The 17,777-nt window shown below is 50.2% G+C and carries 12 protein-coding genes; 6 read left to right on the top strand and 6 right to left on the bottom strand.

Going from position 1 to position 17,777, the window contains the following annotated elements; translation table 11 throughout:
• The first annotated feature begins 157 nt into the window (after nt 1–157).
• A complete protein-coding gene (locus U5R06_18335) occupies nt 158–2,158 on the top strand; it encodes a GEVED domain-containing protein (protein ID MDZ7724707.1) in 2,001 nt (666 codons plus the stop codon).
• A 55-nt stretch (nt 2,159–2,213) separates the two neighbouring features.
• On the opposite strand, the gene U5R06_18330 is transcribed toward U5R06_18335, so the two are convergent.
• The 5 genes from U5R06_18330 to prfB all read right to left on the bottom strand — a co-directional run bounded on the left by U5R06_18330 (nt 2,214) and on the right by prfB (nt 9,370).
• Nucleotides 2,214–4,691, bottom strand: coding sequence for an ATP-dependent Clp protease ATP-binding subunit (locus U5R06_18330; GenBank protein ID MDZ7724706.1), 2,478 nt, complete (start codon nt 4,689–4,691; stop codon nt 2,214–2,216).
• A gap of 119 nt (nt 4,692–4,810) precedes the next feature.
• Complete coding sequence (locus U5R06_18325) at nt 4,811–5,521, bottom strand: ABC transporter ATP-binding protein (protein ID MDZ7724705.1); 711 nt, start codon at nt 5,519–5,521, stop codon at nt 4,811–4,813.
• On the bottom strand, nt 5,514–6,749 hold the full coding sequence (locus U5R06_18320; protein ID MDZ7724704.1) for an FtsX-like permease family protein: 1,236 nt from the start codon (nt 6,747–6,749) through the stop codon (nt 5,514–5,516). The genes U5R06_18325 and U5R06_18320 overlap by 8 nt, the downstream gene beginning before the upstream one ends.
• Before the next feature lie 4 nt (nt 6,750–6,753).
• Nucleotides 6,754–8,253, bottom strand: coding sequence for a lysine--tRNA ligase (gene lysS / locus U5R06_18315; GenBank protein MDZ7724703.1), 1,500 nt, complete (start codon nt 8,251–8,253; stop codon nt 6,754–6,756).
• A gap of 9 nt (nt 8,254–8,262) precedes the next feature.
• Nucleotides 8,263–9,370, bottom strand: a protein-coding gene (gene prfB / locus U5R06_18310; GenBank protein ID MDZ7724702.1) for a peptide chain release factor 2 whose coding sequence is annotated in 2 segments (ribosomal slippage) — nt 8,263–9,300 and nt 9,302–9,370 — 1,107 coding nt in all. Because the reading frame shifts where the segments join, the coding sequence is not laid out codon by codon here.
• A 215-nt stretch (nt 9,371–9,585) separates the two neighbouring features.
• On the opposite strand from prfB, the gene U5R06_18305 reads away from it, so the two are divergent.
• Nucleotides 9,586–10,281 (top strand): hypothetical protein, encoded by a 696-nt coding sequence (locus U5R06_18305; GenBank protein ID MDZ7724701.1) that lies wholly within the window; start codon nt 9,586–9,588, stop codon nt 10,279–10,281.
• A 167-nt stretch (nt 10,282–10,448) separates the two neighbouring features.
• Here the strand turns inward: U5R06_18305 and U5R06_18300 are convergent, their stop codons facing one another.
• Nucleotides 10,449–10,751: a GIY-YIG nuclease family protein gene (locus U5R06_18300; protein ID MDZ7724700.1), complete on the bottom strand. Its 303-nt coding sequence runs from the start codon at nt 10,749–10,751 to the stop codon at nt 10,449–10,451.
• A 466-nt stretch (nt 10,752–11,217) separates the two neighbouring features.
• Here U5R06_18300 and U5R06_18295 point away from each other — a divergent pair, with 466 nt between their 5' ends.
• The 4 genes from U5R06_18295 to U5R06_18280 all read left to right on the top strand — a co-directional run bounded on the left by U5R06_18295 (nt 11,218) and on the right by U5R06_18280 (nt 17,694).
• Complete coding sequence (locus U5R06_18295; GenBank protein ID MDZ7724699.1) at nt 11,218–13,890, top strand: glycoside hydrolase family 28 protein; 2,673 nt, start codon at nt 11,218–11,220, stop codon at nt 13,888–13,890.
• Between the two features lie 72 nt (nt 13,891–13,962).
• The gene (locus tag U5R06_18290; protein ID MDZ7724698.1) at nt 13,963–15,765 is read left to right on the top strand and encodes a glycoside hydrolase family 2 TIM barrel-domain containing protein; all 1,803 of its coding nucleotides are present in this window, start codon (nt 13,963–13,965) and stop codon (nt 15,763–15,765) included.
• Nucleotides 15,704–17,452, top strand: a complete 1,749-nt coding sequence (locus U5R06_18285; GenBank protein MDZ7724697.1) for a beta-galactosidase domain 4-containing protein — start codon at nt 15,704–15,706, stop codon at nt 17,450–17,452. The genes U5R06_18290 and U5R06_18285 overlap by 62 nt, the downstream gene beginning before the upstream one ends.
• Nucleotides 17,422–17,694 (top strand): hypothetical protein, encoded by a 273-nt coding sequence (locus tag U5R06_18280; GenBank protein ID MDZ7724696.1) that lies wholly within the window; start codon nt 17,422–17,424, stop codon nt 17,692–17,694. The genes U5R06_18285 and U5R06_18280 overlap by 31 nt, the downstream gene beginning before the upstream one ends.
• Nucleotides 17,695–17,777: the final 83 nt, after the last annotated feature.

The raw sequence follows: 17,777 nt of genomic DNA, 5'->3' as shown, positions 1-17,777 counted from the left end.
GACACCTGATGCAATATATGTGTTTAAGTTAAATAAAAACAATAGCAGGAAATGAAAATAGATATTATATTTAAAAAAAGCGGCATGATATTTGAGTGATGTAAATTGCAGTTCAACTCTCACGTTAATCGTTCGTGCTATGAAAAGAGTAAATTAAATGAAAAATAGTGTAAAGTTAAAAACCGGCACAAAATGGAGTCTTTTGTTTGTGCTGTTACTTTCTTCTTTGCAATTATATGCCCAGCCAACTGTCAATGGTTTGTTTTACGGAGATGGAGATGATGCCATTTACACTCTGTATTCAACCTCTGAATATGGAAGCGGATTGTATTATACCGTGCACGAGAATACCCTTTATGTCGCCCTGGTTGTTCATCGGAGTGTGAATGATTGTGTGTTTAGTCCTTTAAGCGGCGGCGGAAGAGATCGGGATCCGTATATGAAAAGTGCCGATTGGAAAAAGTCTCATGACGTCAATACGCTGACTAATTCTGAATTCGCAGGTTTTACTTTGACGATAGGTTCCACTTCTTATGATTGGCAGCAAGGGTATGCATACAATCCCTCGCCCGGTATTAATACAGGTTGGGTTTCCGATAATACAACAGGAAATGGTTTGGGCACAGCCCCTCCGGGATATACTTCAGCAAGCTCTTTTACCTGCAACCTGAACAATTACGCCCAACGCTACAATTCAGGTACACAATTGTTTGATCTGGAAGTTTATGGAACGGGTGTGGGTAACTGGAAATCCGCATGGGACAGCAATGAAAATGTGAATCAAATGACCGGATATCCGGCGAGCGGGCAAATCACCTATGATCCCAATTATGAATGGGAGTGGTCCATGGTTTATGAGTGGTCCGTGGATTTGAGCAGTTTCGGGCCCAATCCCATCTATGTGTTTTCCGGTTCGTCACATCACTCTCCCATGAAAACCGACTATATTGATCCCGATACAGGGGATGAAGATGAAAATGATGACTTTCCGCCCGGAGACGAGACGATTTTATCTGATTTTGGAGATCTTCCGGATACTTACGGAACACGGGTCGCCAGCAACGGGGCTCAGCATTATATCATAGCCAACGGCGCCTATCTGGGCACCGGTCCGGATTCGGAAACCGAGGGTCAACCGGATGTGGTGGCCGGAGGGGATAATATGTCTTCAATCAATGACGAGGATGGTATTGTTCTGTCCTCGATCGATTTTGACAATAGTACAGCTGTACTGACGGTTAAGGCCGGCGCTCCCGGTTACCTGTCCGCATTCATCGATTTTGACGGGGATGGTACTCTGGATGCGGTTACCTTGAATTCTTCGACCGGTCCGGCTACAGTGACAACCGGCACGATTTCTGAAACCTATTTATCCGCAGCTGGCACGTATAATCTGACCATTCAATGGCCGACACTGGTCAATGATACCTATTCCCGCTTTCGCTTTACCAATAATTCCGGCGACGGCGGCGCCTCTGCAACGGGTGTTGCCACTACCGGTGAGGTAGAAGATTACTATTGGGATACAAACAGTTATACACCCGTCGCTGTCGCGCTTTCTCAACTCAATGCAAAGGCTGATGAGGATGGAATTCATATCAGCTGGACGGCAGAACAGGAGATTGACCATGCGGGCTATTCTGTGCTGCGCAGTCTTTCTCAGCAGGGTCCGTTTGAAATGGTGAGCCATACATTGATCACGCAGGCCACCCGTGTTCAGGGCACGGTCAAATATTATGAATTCACAGACCGCCGTGTAGAACCGGGACGAACCTATTATTATATGATCCGTGATGTAGGCTTGAACGGCGCTGGGACCGACCATGGACCGCTTGCAGCCGAGGCTTTATCTACAGGAATAGAAGAGCTGAATGCCAGCCGCAGCTTCCGGGTGTACGGCAATTATCCGAATCCGTTCAATCCCAGCACCACGATTGAATATGACCTGCCGGATGCCACAGTTGTATCTCTGCAGGTCTATGACATACACGGTCGGTTGATTCGCACGTTGGTTGACGGAATGCAAAACGCCGGTCGACAGCATATCGAATGGGACGCGACGAATGGACAGGGAGTTCCAATGTCTTCCGGACTTTATATCTATCAATTCCGGGCCGGAGATGTCAAGCAGACGGGGCGAATGATGTATCTGAAATAAATCACTGTTGGCAGGAGAAATTAAAAAAGCCCGTTCAGTTGAACGGGCTTTATTTTTAATGATTGACTGTTTCTTGTTTTTCTTTTGACGGTTTGGGCTTGTTCTTTCCCATTTCCTTAAACACCAGTTCATCACTTTTGCGGTGCACGCTGATTTGCGCGCCGTCCTCAAAGCGGCCTTTGAGCATTTCTTCCGCCAGTTGATCTTCAATATGGGTCTGGATGATGCGTTTCAAGGGACGCGCCCCGTACACCGGATCGAATCCCTTTTCCGCCAATAGTTCTTTGGCGTCGCGTGTGAGCTCCAGGTACATATCCCGGTCGGCCACTTTTTTGAGCATATCTTCAAGCAGCAGATCGATGATGCGCACCATATCATCCCGATTTAACTGCCGGAAAACAACCAGGTCGTCCAGGCGATTCAAAAATTCGGGATTGAATGTATCCTTGACCTTTTCCGTGATGCGCTCGCGCATGCTTTCGTAATTGTCTTGATCACTCTGTTTGGTGAATCCGATTGAGCCGCCTCTGCGCACCTGGCGGGCGCCGATGTTGCTGGTCAGGATCAAAATCGTATTCTTGAAATCGATTTTGCGTCCCAGACCGTCGGTGATATGTCCTTCATCCAGAATTTGCAGCAGGATGTTGAACATGTCCGGATGCGCCTTTTCAATCTCGTCAAAGAGCACCACGGAATAGGGATGCGAACGCACTTTTTCCGTCAGCTGACCGCCCTCTTCATAGCCGACATAGCCGGGAGGCGCGCCGGTGAGGCGTGATACAGAGTATTTTTCCATATATTCGGACATGTCAATGCGCACCAGCGCGTTTTCATCATTAAACATATATTTTGCCAGTTCCTTGGCCACATACGTCTTGCCCACACCGGTGGGACCCAGAAACACGAACGATCCGATCGGTCGATTGGGGTCCTTGAGTCCGGCACGCGAACGCCGGATGGTGCGGCTCAGCATTTCGATCACCGGATCCTGACCGATCACCCGATATTTGAGCTGATCCGCCATTTTTAAAAGCTTTTCGGATTCGGATTCTTCCACCCGGGTGACCGGAATTTTGGTCATCATGGAAACCACTTCCGCGACGTCCTCTCCGGTGACGCTTGCATAAAACTCGGACTGTTCATCATTCCAGCGTTCCTTGGCTTCTTCCAAAGCCTGGAACAATGATTTTTCGCGATCACGAAGTTCGGCTGCTTTTTCAAAATTTTGCGAGCGAACCACATTTTCTTTTTCTTTGCGGATCTCTTTGATTTTGTTTTCAATTTCCACAAATTCCTGCGGCACCACAATATTGTTCAAATGCACACGCGCGCCGGTTTCATCCAGAACGTCAATGGCTTTGTCGGGCTGGAACCGGTCGGTGATATAACGCTCGGATAAACTGAGAATCTCCTTGAGCGCTTCATCGGAATAGTGCACATGATGATGTTTTTCGTAGCGATGCTGCAATCCTTTGATGATCTCGCGCGTCTCATCCAGGGAGGGCGGATCAACCATCACTTTTTGAAAGCGCCGTTCCAGGGCGCCGTCTTTTTCAATGTACTGCCGATACTCGTCCAGTGTGGTTGCTCCGATACACTGCAGTTCACCACGCGCCAGAGCCGGTTTGAACATATTGGAGGCATCCAGGGACCCGGAAGCGCCGCCGGCGCCGACAATGGTGTGCAGCTCGTCAATGAACAGAATGATATCCGTCATTTTGCTCAGTTCGTTCATAATCGCTTTCATGCGCTCTTCGAACTGACCACGGTATTTGGTTCCGGCCACAATGGCTCCGAGATCCAGGGTAATCACCCGTTTGTTGTACAGGATCCTCGGCACTTTTTTGTCGACTATGCGCAACGCCAGACCTTCCGCAATCGCGGTTTTGCCCACACCCGGCTCGCCAATGAGCACCGGATTGTTCTTTTTGCGGCGACTCAGAATTTGCGCCACACGCTGGATTTCATTATGTCGGCCGATGATTGGATCGAGTTTATCCTGTTTGGCGAGTTTCGTCAAATCACGACCAAAGTGATCCAGAGCCGGTGTTTTTGATTTGCCTCGAGTTTCGCCTGTCGGTTGCTGTGCATGCTGGGAATGTTCCATGATCCGTCCCAATTCTGCTGAAATAGCATTATAAGTTACGTCAAAACTGTTCAATATTTGTGCGGCCAGACCTTCCTGCTCTTTGACCAGGGCCAGGAGCAGATGTTCTGTGCCGATAATATCCGATTTATGTCGTTCCGCTTCCACATAAGCATTTTTTAATATTTTTTCCGCCCGTTTGGTGAACGGTATATTGCCCAACGTCATAGTGTCGTTTGAAACACGACCGGCATCCTCAATGGCCTGCAGTATTTCTTCCAGATCGCATCCCAGATTACGCAGAATCTCGATCGCTCTGCCTTCACCTTCACGGATCAATCCCAGAAGCAGATGTTCGGTGCCGATATAATCGTGTCCCAGTCTGAGCGCCTCTTCCCGAGCAAATTGTATGATCATCTGGACTCTGCTGGAAAAATTATTTTTCATAGTGTGACCTCTATTAAAAAAAATGTATTTATCAATATGCTGTTCTATATCCTATAAACCCGTAAGCGGGTGTTTTATTCCTGTTCTAAAAATTTACAATAATTATGCCATATATCCCTTTATTTGCGGTTCACGGTGATATTCTTGATCTTGCCGTCAAACAATTCCACGATCCGGTCGGCTTGCGCGGCCAGGTCATGGTTATGAGTGACCAGCACCAGCGTCTGGCCTTCCTCCCGGTTCAGCGTCCACAGGATATCATGCAGTCTGTCTGCTGCATGGATATCCACATTGCCGGTGGGTTCGTCAGCCAACAACAGTTTGGGGTTGTTGATCAGCGCCCTGGCCAGGGCCACCCGTTGTTGTTCCCCGCCAGACAATTCGTTGGGACGATGGTCAGCCCGTTCCTGCAATCCGACTTTGGCCAGCATGTTCAATGCATCCTCCCGCAATTCCTGTCTGTTGTAGCCGGAGATCATCCCGGGCATCATGATGTTTTCCATGGCCGAAAATTCCGGGAGCAGGTGGTGTGCCTGAAACACAAAACCCACGGTTTTGTTCCTGATTTTCGCGCATTTCAAATCATCAAATGCAAACACATCAAGTCCATCGATTTCAACCGAGCCCTGGTCCGGCCGGTCCAGGATACCGAGGATGTGAAGCAGAGTGCTTTTGCCCACCCCGGACGGTCCGACGATGGCAATGATTTCACCCTGTTTCACGTTCAGGTCAATGCCTTTGAGTACATGCAGTGAAGATGCTTTCTTTTTATACGTCTTGTGGACGTTATTGGTTCGCACTAAAATAGGGTGTTCAGGTGTATTATTCATAGCGTATAGACTCTACCGGATCAAGTTTCGCTGCTCGGGCAGCCGGATATACCGAAGCTGCATAGGTTATGAGAATGGCGGCCACTGAAATAAAGATAAAATCCGTCCATTTCATCAGAATCGGCAGCCAGTCAATGATGTAGACATCCATGGGCAGTGAGAAAAAGTGATACTTGTATTGCGCCCAGCACAGCAGGTAGCCGATCAAAGCGCCCAGCCCCGTGCCGATGATCCCGACAATCAGGCCCTGCAAGGTAAAGATTTTGCGGATACTGTTCGGGGTGGCGCCCATAGATCGCAGTATCCCGATATCGCGGGTTTTCTCCATGGTCACCATAATCATGGTGCTGACAATGTTAAAGGCTGCCACCATAATGATGAGACACAACACCACAAAGGCCGCCCATTTCTCAATCTGCATCCAGGCAAACAGGTTGCGGTTCAGATCAAAGTAAGTGAGGATGCGATACGGGTAGCCCAGCTGGTCATCGAGCTGCATGGCCACCTTGTCGGCGTTTTCATAATTGTCCAGTTTGATGCCGATACCGGACACCACACCGTTCATATTGAACAATTTTTGCGCCGAAGCAATGGAAATGTACGCCATGCTGTTGTCGAATTCAAACAAGCCGGTTTCGAAAAAACCGGTGACAATGAATTGACGCATCTGCGGCATTTGTCCGAACGATTTTATGTTTTTGAAACTCGCAACGGTCACGGTATCCCCGACGGTTACCACCAGCCGGTCAGCCAGATTAAACCCCAGGACAACCCCGTCCAGTTCGCGTCCCCGGCTTTTGTACTGTGTATCCAGATTGAGTTCGCCGAAGGTGATGCTTTCGGGAAGCCGGGAAACCTGGCCGATGGTTTGCGGATCGATACCGCGGATCAAAAGACCGGTTGATTTGTCCCTGCAAAAGATCAGTCCTTTTTCATGAATATACGGAGACATGGCCCGGATATGCGGGGTGTCTGCGATGTCCTGCATCAATTGTTCGTAATGTGTTACGCCGCGGTCATGAAAGGTGCGGACTTTGACATGCGTGTCCACTCCGATAAAACGACTGCGCACTTGGGATTCAAATCCGTTCATGACGGACAGCACGATGATCAAGGCGGCAACCCCGATGGCCACGCCGGTTACGGAAATATAGGATATCAGCGAAATAAAACCGGTCTGGCGTTTGGATTTCAGATAACGGACTGCAATAAACGATTCAAATGACATGGCATTATTCCGGTCGCATGGTTGGGAAAAAGATCACATCGCGAATTGAGGCCTGATCGGTCAGAAGCATGACCAGCCGGTCAATGCCCATGCCCAGCCCGGCGGTCGGGGGCATGCCGATTTCAAGCGCGTGCAGGAAATCTTCATCCATCATCTGTGCTTCTTCGTCTCCGGCTTCGCGCAGGGCTGTTTGGGATTCAAAACGTTTGCGCTGGTCGATAGGATCATTGAGCTCGGAGAATGCGTTTCCGATTTCGCGTCCCGCCACATACGGTTCAAACCGCTCAACCAGTTTCGGATCATTGCGGTGACGTTTGGCCAGCGGCGATAGTTCCACCGGGTAATCGCAGATGAACACGGGCTGGATCAGATTCGGTTCCACGCGTTCGCTGAAGATTTCGTCCAAAAGCTTGCCTTCGCCCCAAAAATCCTCAATCTCGACGTTCAGATCTTTGGCGGCAGCGCGTAATTCCTCTTTTGATTGGCCGTACAGATTCTTGCCGGTGTACTTTTCTATGGCTTCATACAGAGGCAGACGCGGCCAGGGAGGGGTCAGGTTGATTTCCTCGCCCTGATAGGTTATGGTTGAAGAGCCGATCACCTGCTGCGCGATATGGTTGAGCATGTCCTCCACCAGGTCCATCATGAAGGAATAATCCTGGTACGCCACATACAGTTCCATCATGGTGAATTCGGGATTGTGGGTGCGGTCAATGCCTTCATTGCGGAAATCTTTGCTGATTTCATAAACACCCTCGAATCCGCCGACAATCAGGCGTTTCAGATAAAGCTCGTCCGCAATGCGCATGTACAGAGGAATATCCAGGGCATTGTGATGCGTTTTGAACGGCCGCGCCGCCGCGCCGCCGTAAATGGGCTGAAGCACCGGGGTTTCAACTTCCAGATAGCCTTTTTCATCCAGATAACCGCGCATGGCGGTAATGATTCGTGAACGTTTGACAAAGACATCCTTGACATCCCGGTTCACCACGAGGTCAACGTAGCGTTGGCGATAGCGCGCTTCGGTATCTGAAAACGCGTCAAAAGTGACGGTTTTACCATCTTGCTCGCGTTCCTTGACAATGGGCAGAGGGTGCAGATTTTTGCTCAGCAGGGTCAATGCATCGACTTTGATCGTGATTTCTCCGGCCCGGGTTTTGACCACGCTGCCGGTCACACCGATAAAATCGCCGATATCTGTGAGCTTGAACAGGTCATAAGAGGGTTCACCCACATCGTCCCGGCGCACATAGATCTGGATCTGATCGGATTCATCCATGATATGCGCGAACGAGGCTTTGCCCATACGCCGGATCGATCGAAGCCGTCCAGCCACGGAAACGGTTTTCTCATTAAATTTATCGAAATTGGATGTGATATCCCGCGCTCTGTGACTGACATCAAAGGAATAGGCAAACGGGTTAACCTGCATTTCTCTGATCTGTTTTAGCTTTTGCCGGCGCATTTTCATCACTTCATTCAGGTCTTGCTTTTCTTCACTCATCGGGTCTCTCTATTGTTTGGATCCAGTAGATTGCATGAGGTACGTTTGTATAAATTCATCCAGCTCGCCGTCCATTACAGCCTGAACATTGCTGGTTTCCACGCTGGTGCGGTGATCTTTGACCATATTGTACGGATGAAACACATAAGACCGGATCTGGCTGCCCCAGCCGATCTCTTTTTTGGAATCTTCCAGCTTGGCGCGCTTGGCTTCCTCTTCTTCCAGTTTGCGTTTGTACAACTGGGAGAGCAGCATCTTCATCGCCGCTTCCTTGTTGCGGTGCTGGGAGCGTTCATTTTGACACTGCGTCACCAGTCCGGTGGGCTCGTGAGTAATGCGAACAGCTGAACTGGTTTTGTTCACATGCTGACCTCCGGCGCCGCTGGCGCGGTAGGTGTCGATACGCAGGTCTTTTTCATCCACATCCACTTCGACGGATTTTTCGATTTCCGGATAAATAAACACAGAGGCAAATGATGTATGCCGGCGTTTGTTCGAGTCGAATGGAGAAATACGCACCAGGCGGTGCACACCGGCCTCGGCTTTTAAATAGCCGTAAGCATATGAGCCTTTAACTTCGATGGACACACTTTTGATCCCGGCTTCGTCCCCGGCCTGATAATCCAGGAATTCCGCTTTGAATCCCTGGTTTTCAATCCAGCGCGTGTACATGCGCAGCAGCATCTCAGCCCAGTCCTGGGATTCCGTGCCGCCGGCGCCGGGATGAATGGTCAGAATCGCGCTTTTCGAGTCTTCCGGGCGCCCGAGCATTTTCTGGAATTCCAGGCGTTCCAGACGTTTTTCCAGACTGCGGACTTCACGCTCCACTTCGTTGACCATGCTGGCATCATTTTCTTCCTGAGCCATCTCGACCAGTTCCTGCATTTGTTCGCTGGTGTCATGGATGTTGCGCCAGGAATCGACCCACTCTTTCAAGGAACTGATTTTGCGCATAACAGACTGCGCCTGTTCCGGGTCGTCCCAGAAATCCGGTTCCTGACTTTTATTTTCCAGATCGGCGATTTCATTTTCCTTGTCGCCGATGTCAAAGATACCTCCACAGCGTTTTGGAACGGCTGTGTATATCTTTTAGTTTTTGCTGAATATCTTCGAGCATAGTATCCTCAATTTTTCCCATAAAGTACAATTTTTTTTACAAATAGTCAAGATTGTTAAGTGTGGGAAACACCCTATTATATCCAACCCCGGCCAACCCGGATTGTTCCGGCTTTGGACATTAACGTTTCTGTCCCGGCGGACCTGCTCGTTTTGATTTGGTTTGCAAAAATGAGATTTTTATGTATATTAAAGGAACAAAAAGGGGCTATATTTATGAAAATTGTTATTTTGTCAGGCACGTCATGTGTCGGGAAAACGCCGCTGTTGAACGCGCTGCGGCGCGTATATCCTGATTTTCATCATGCGAGGCCGCTGCTGTATACCAGTCGCAGTCCGCGGCCGGTGGAACAGGAAGGACGGGATTACTATTTCCGCGATGAAGCGCAAATCCGGGATCTGGATCCGGCCCGTTATGCCGTGGCCAAAACCCGTCATATCCGCCAGGCTGTGGATGTTGAAGCGTTGCTGAACCTGCGGGAAACATTCGACTATGTGATTTATGATATTTATCCGACTCTGGCGCGCGAACTGATGAATCACCAGCTTGTTAAAACCGCACACAACATAGTCTGGCAGCGTATTTTTATTCAGCCTGCCTCCTTTGATGATATTGACAGCGTGCGCACAGCCATGGGAGACGTCAGCATGGCCGAGGCCTTGACCGCGATCCAGATCACCAAACTGGTCAAGCGGGCGCGGAATCAGGGGATTGAATTGACGGATCAGGTGATGCAGGATATCAATATTCGCGCTCAAAAGGCCTGGGAAGAAGTCCTGTGGGGTCAGGATTACGATCATATTCTGGTGAATCACGATGGCGAAGAGTCCAAACACTGGAACGAGACCCCGCCGGAAGGAGGGGCCGGGAAAACACTGGAGTTGTTTTATCATCTGGTCACAAATCAATGAGGACGAATATAACCGTTTAATGCAATATTACAGGAGGCAGTAATGGGTCATGTAAACCGGCGGTGGTTGGTATTTTTTTTGTTGTTTTTTTATCGATTACATGCTGGTGAGAATCAATAGCTACGAAAAATGCTTGTATTAGAGTAGGATAGAATGGAATCCGATTTTTAAATTTCCGAGTCTGAAATTCCCATCCTGCCTTTGTCGGCAGGATGGGAATTTGCTTGTTTTTTCGACTTTATCAATTCGCTTTTTTTATGCCGATTCATTTTCTGGATTTCTTTCTCACGCCTGAGAGCTTTGCCGACTGTTTCCCGTTCTTCGCAGTACACCAGTTCCACCGGCCGGCGTCCGCGTGTGTATTTGGCGCCGCGGCCGCTGTTATGCTGCTGGACACGCCGTTCTACGTCGGTGGCCATTCCTGTATAAAAAGTGCCGTCCGCACATCGGACAATATAAACAAAAGCCATGGAATTCCTCTATGATTCGTTTAAAATAACGTTTCTTTTTTGTATTTAAAAGAGTTTTTGGGTGCTATAACGAAACGAGTGAGAAAATATTAAACGGCAGGTCGTAAAGATAATTGTAAATCAAATATACTGTGTTTTTGGCTTTGTCTGGCATCATTGCATCCATTTTAAAAACCAATCCACGCAAAGAAGCAGAGGTCACAAAGAAAAAAGTTAATCCAAATTATGCTTTTAAACCGTGGAAAATATCTATTGGCCTATATTTTACCATTTTGTTTTCGAGCGCTTGTTTCATCACATGCACTAAAACGTGTTTGTTGATTTTTCCCTCTGCAAGCTCTCGCGTCTCTGCTTGCAATGTTTCAATAAGCAATTTATAATAAAAGGCACTTTTTTTGCTGGTTTATAGAGACAAGAAAAAAATCTTGTTTTTTACAGCATCATTTTGTAAGTATTGGATATGCATTTGAAGGATTACCGACATTTATTTCAGCTTTTGATCAGTATCATCAGCCTGTTTCTGTGCGTTTTGCCCTTGCGAGGTGTCACATGTGACTGTTATTGGGAAAATGTACCCTTTATACTCGAACAGATCCAGCCGCCGGAATTCCCGCCGGTTGATTTCCTGATCACAGATTACGGAGCCGTGGGGGACGGCATCACTGATAATACACAAGCCATCAACGATGCCGTTACCGACTGCCATAATGCCGGCGGCGGGCGGGTGGTCATTCCCGCTGATACGTTTTTGACCGGCGCGATTCATTTACAGAGCAATGTGAATCTCCACCTTGAGGAGAATGCATTTTTGCATTTCAGTCAGGACCCGGCTGATTATCTGCCGGTGGTGTATACAAGGTTTGAAGGCATGGAGTGCATGAATTATTCCCCGTTTATTTATGCCTATGAGCAGGAAAATATAGCCATTACCGGCAGCGGAGTGATCAATGGTCAGGCCGGCGACACGGTGTGGTGGCCGTGGAAGGAAAACGGCCATGTGGAAAGCAAAGCGATCCTTGAAGATATGGCGGAAGCCGGTGTGCCGGTGGAAGAGCGCGTGTTCGGCGACGGCTATTATCTGCGGCCGCCTCTGATTCAGCCGTATTCCTGCGACAATGTATTGATCGAAGGTGTGACGCTGCTCAATTCTCCCTTTTGGGTGGTGCATCCGGTACTGTCCAATAATGTGACCATACGCGGTCTGACAATTAACAGTCTGGGACCCAATAATGACGGCTGCAATCCGGAATCCTGCAGCTATGTGCTCATCGAGGACTGTTATTTCAACAACGGTGACGATTGTATCGCATTAAAGTCCGGCCGCAACGCGGACGGCCGCCGGGTTGATGTGGCCTGTGAAAACGTGGTGGTGCGCAATTGCCACATGCAAGCCGGACACGGCGGCATTGTCATGGGAAGCGAGTGCACCGGGGATATCCGCAATCTTTATGTTGAAAACTGTACCATGGGACACCCAAATCTAAAGCGCGCCCTGCGCATCAAAACCAATTCGGTGCGCGGCGGGATTATTGAAAATATTCATTTCCGCAATGTTCACATTTCTGATGTCGGCGAGGCGGTTTTTAAAGTGAATTTTTATTACGGAGAGGGGGATGTCGGGGCTTATACTCCCATTGTCCGTGACATTATCCTGGAGAACGTGACCTCTGAAAGCAGCTACTGGGGGCTGTGGCTTAAAGGCTATGAACGTTCCCCTGTTGATGATGTTCGGCTCATCGGTTGTGAATTTAATAGAGTTCAGAGAGGCGATTATATTGAAAACGTGACCCATCTGCAGGAATTCCCCCTGGACACCGAATTGCCTGAAATAGCGGTTTTAACAAACAGCGCGCATAATCAATTAAGGATAGAGTTTGACGAATGTGTGCGCACGCACGCTGCTGAAACGATTGCGAATTACAGTATTTCACCCGCTATACCGGTTTATCAGGCTGTGTTGCAGGATGACCATAAAACGACCCTGCTGTATACGGGGGAACATGCGTCAGACAGTGTGTACACTTTATCTGTCAATGAGATTGCCGATTGTGCCGGAGATGCGAATCTCATCGCTCCGGGTACATCTTTGAATTACAGTTTCACCACATCGGTGCGGGTGTTTGACCTCACTCCGGTTAACTATGCCATTGCGCCTTTGACTGATGGCTCGGTATGTTATACAGACCGGGAAACGGCGGTCACGGACATCCCGGACAGTTACCAAAACAGCACACTGATTCGTACCGCCTACGCGGACCGCATGTCGGACAGTGCCAACGCCATGTCCTTTATTGTCAAGCAGGCCGTTACAGTTACGGTGGCGTATGAAAACGGCGCGAGTCTGCCGGACTGGCTGCAGGACTGGCAGTCCACGGGTGAAACCGTGCAGACAGCGGACGGTACCATGCAGTGCCTGCAGAAAGAGTTTCCGGCCGGACAGGTTCAGCTGGACGGCAATCAGGGGGCGGACGGGTCTCGAATGTATTTTGTCCTGCTGCAGTCGTCTTCAGGCGCGGACAAGGCCGCGCTCCGCGTTCAATGTTATCTGGAGGGCGCATTTGATGCCGGCGCGGGACATATGGTCGCTGGTTTCGAGACGCCTGAACAATCCCCTTATGATGCGGACAGCCGTATCGTTTTCAGCAATATCGATGATATCATCGACTGGTTGTTTGTGCGCCTGCATGATCCTGCAACGGGTTCAGTTGTGCAGACCGCATGCGCGTTGCTGCGCGGTGACGGGATGTTGATTGATCCGGTTGTCAATGAGCCGCAGCTGCTGCTTCAAGTGCCGAAAGGCCAGTACGATATTTCACTGGTGCATCGTTCGCACATTGCAGTACAGTCATTGAATCCGGTTACCCTGCAGGACGCCGAGCCCGCGAACATCGATTTTAGACTGGCGGCAGCCTGTCTGGACGCAGACCGCATTAAACTGTTACAACCGGATTCACTTTTTTATGGACTGATTTCCGGCGATTCCGATCAAAACGGTTCTGTCACCACGCGTGATTACACAGAATGGCTCAACGCCGCTCAGCGTCAGGAAAAGTATAGCGACTGTGATTTCAATATGGACGGTGTTCTGAATCAGGCGGATTTTGATTTGTGGCTGGCGAATGCGCGCGCCGGATATTAGATTCACCTGCAGCATACGCATGTACAGGCAGCATCCTCAAAAAACCGAACATTTTAACTAAACGAGTTGATCATGAAATACTTGATTATGAGCTGTATCATCCTTTCTGCCGTTGTGTCCGCAAACGAACCTCTGCCGCGCTGGCTAAATCCCGGTGTTTTTCAGGAAAATCAGACTGAACCGCATGCGTTTCACGTTCCATATGCTGAAATTGATCAGGCCCTGACCGGGCGCGATGCAGAATGCCGTTATTATCAGCTGTTGAACGGGGATTGGCATTTTAAATGGGTTGAAAATCCTGATGCGGTACCGGAGGCTTTTGATCAGACTGATTTTGACGCGTCGGACTGGGACCGCATCCCGGTGCCGTCCAATTGGCAGATGCAGGGATATGGTTATCCCAAATTCCGTAATATCGCTCTGTCGTTCCGCGCCGAACCGCCGCATGTTCCGACAGAATTTAATCCGGTCGGATTGTATCGCCGGACATTTACAGTGCCGTATTCCTGGACTGACCGGGATGTTCTGCTGCGTTTTGAGGGAGTCAAATCCGCGGCCTGGGTGTATGTAAATGGCGAGTATGCCGGATACAATGAGGGAAGCTTTGAACCGGCGGAATTTGATATTACCCCGTTTATCAAACCCGGCGAAAATCAGCTTGCGGTTAAAGTGCTGCGGTTTTGTGACGCGACGTTTCTGGAAAATCAGGATATGTGGCGGCTATCCGGTATTTTTCGGGATGTAAAACTGTCTGCTGTTCCCCGAACCCGCATTCAAGATGTGTTTGCAGTGACTGATCTGGACAAAGACTATCGCGATGCCCGGTTGAATCTGGCAATTGATTTGAAAAACACAGGTGCGGAACCGGTCTCCGGCTTTCAATTGACTGTTGATGTGCTGGATGACACGGATTCGATCCTGGAAGAACCGCTCAGAAAAGATTTGACTTTGCCCGGGAAATCCTTAAAAACGCTGCGGTTGAGTACCGGGGTCGCTGATCCACGCAAATGGTCGGCTGAAACGCCGAATCTGTATACGCTGCTTTTTCAATTGTCGGACGCGCAAGGACGCACAATCGAAGCGTTTTCGCAAAACCTGGGATTCCGCGAGGTCGAGATCAAAGGGGACGCTGTGTTGATCAATGGCGTGCCTGTGAAATTTAATGGTGTCAACAGTCATATGCACCATCCTGATCACGGCCAGGCGGTGCCGCTGGAAACCCTGCGCCGGGATCTCGTGCTCATGAAACAGCACAATATCAACTGTGTGCGCACCAGTCATTATCCACCCACCCCCGAATACCTGAACATGGCCGACAAACTGGGGGTTTATGTGATGGACGAAGTCAATGACGAAGCCCACAGCAATATTCAGTTATCTAAAGATCCGGCCTGGCGCGCCATGTACTGCGACCGCGCCCGCAAGCTGGTGTACCGCGACCGCAACCATCCCTCGGTGGTGGTATGGAGCGCCGGGAATGAATCCGGCAGTGGTGAAAATATTAAAGCGGTTATTGAAACCGGCAAAGACCTTGATTCGACGCGCCCCTGGATGTACGGCGGCAATACATTTTATATACCCTTTGAAGATATCACCGGTCCGCGTTACTGGGTGCCCGAACGCCTGCAGCGTCTGGCAGAGGGACTGGAGACGCCGCGCAATGACAATCGCCCGTCCTTTATGGACGAATATCTCGCCGCCACCGGTAACGGTATTGGCGGACTGGATGAATACTGGGACTTGATTTATAATTACTCACGTCTGACCGGCGGCGCCATCTGGGACTGGGTGAGCCCCGGCGTAACGCGCGCCGGTGTGGATCACTCCGGATGCCTCTCCGCATCATGTAGATGCCTATGTCATGGGACAACCTGATTTTGTTGAACGCGGTAGAGGTCGAGCGCTGGAATTCAGCGGGCATGACGATTGGATCGAGTTGTATCGGCATCCGCATCTGAAATATCACCCGGCGAGCAGTCTGAGTATCGAGTTCTGGGTGCGGCCGGAACGTCTGGATATGCCCAACACATTTCTGACCAAAAGCCGTTACCAGTACGGCCTTGTGCAGCCGCATCCGGACTCGCTTGAGTTTTATGTGCACACCGGTCAAAGAGTCAGTGCTGCCACCGGGGTACCGGAGGATTGGTACGAAAACTGGCATCACGTGGCCGGCGTGTATGACGGCCGGCAGTTGAGTCTGTATATTGATTATCAGAGAACGGCGCGTGTGCCATGCAGCGGCGCCATCCGTCACGCGGCGTATCCTCTGTGCCTGGGCCGCGATGCCGAACGCCACGATCAGGGCGAGTTCTCCGGACGTTTGTCCGCGATGCGTCTGGATGATGTGCGCCTCTACGATACAGCTGTTGATATCAGCGATCTGCGGGATAAAAACGCGGATAAACTGGCGGAAGCTGCGCTGCTGAGCCTGGATTTTGAATCTGATCATAAAACCGGGTCGTTTTATTCCACCGGACTGGGCGGGAGAACCTATGGTATTGTCTGGCCGGACCGTCAGCCACAGCCGGAGCTCATGCAGATCAAACATTCGGCGCAGCCGGTTCGGGTTGAAATGCTGGATCCGGAAAAACAGCTGGTCAGGGTGAGCAACCGGCATCATTTCAAAAATCTCAACGAATTGGACTGCCGATGGGAACTGCTCAGGGCGGGCGAGAGCATAGATTCCGGACAGATACAATTTGATCTGCCCCCGCGACAGTCGACGGATATCCGGGCGCCCTTTTCTCTGCCTACTCCACTGGAAGGCGCCGAGTATATCCTGACCCTGTCGTTCTGTCTGCGAAAATCCACAGACTGGGCGCAAGCCGGACATGAGGTAGCCTGGGAGCAGCTAATCATCAGATCTGTATCCACCATGGATGTCAATTCAAGTGCGCCTCCCTTGAACATAACGGAACAGGATGACAAGATCATCCTATCGGGCGAGAGATTTGAATATGAAATGAATCGAAAACTTGGTCAGTTTGTCCGTATGATCTACAAAAAGTTCGATCTGCTGCAGTCCGCGCCGCGGTACCGGGTCTGGCGGGCGCCGCTGGCCAACAGCATGGATCCCTGGGGCAGCCAGGTGTACGGTGACGATCATATAACGCCCGGACGGGGACGCAGCATCGAGAATCAATTGCGCACGCTGGGTCTGGACCGGATGCGCAACCGCGTGGATACAGTCAAAATTGCTGTACTGGATTCTGCGATTCGCATTGAAGTGCAGGCGTATTCGCTCGGGAGCGGAACGTCAGGCTTTGAGCGTCGGGAGACCTGGACCGTCCGCGGCGACGGGCGCATTCTGCTGCGTTTAACTATTGTGCCCCGTGGCGCTATGCCGGAGCATCTGCCGAAAAGCGGACTGGAGCTGCGGCTGCCGCAGTCGATGAACCGCATCTGCTGGTACGGCAGAGGACCGTTCGAGACTTTTCCGGATCGCAAGACCGGCGCGAAAATCGGTGTCTATGAATCCACTGCAGAACAAGAGATTGTGCCTTATCTGATTCCCCAGGATTACGGCAATCTATGCGCGATGTACGCTGGCTGCGGATTATGAATGATGCGGAACACGGTTTGCTTTTGCGTTCGGATCAATTGCTGAATTTCAGTCTGCATCCCTACAGCACCGATCATTTGTCGCGCGCGGTCTATCGTTTTCAGCTGCAGCGGGCGCCGTTCAACACATTGAACATTGACTTTGACGTCACCGGGGTCGGGGGTACAGCCATCCGCACGCTGCCCAAGTACCGGGTGCAGCCGGTGGAACAAACCTATAACCTGGAGATTCTGCCGTTCTGATAGCGATGCGAACGCTTGCAGTTGTGAATGGAAATCATTAAAAGTGAGCCACGGGTGAAAAACAACCGGGAATCGCCAAAATT

It is taken from the genome of candidate division KSB1 bacterium, from assembly GCA_034521575.1.
Lineage (GTDB): Bacteria > Zhuqueibacterota > Zhuqueibacteria > Residuimicrobiales > Krinioviventaceae > JAXHMJ01.
Note: the sequence above shows the minus strand (reverse complement) of the source record. Positions and strands in the feature narration are given on the sequence as shown.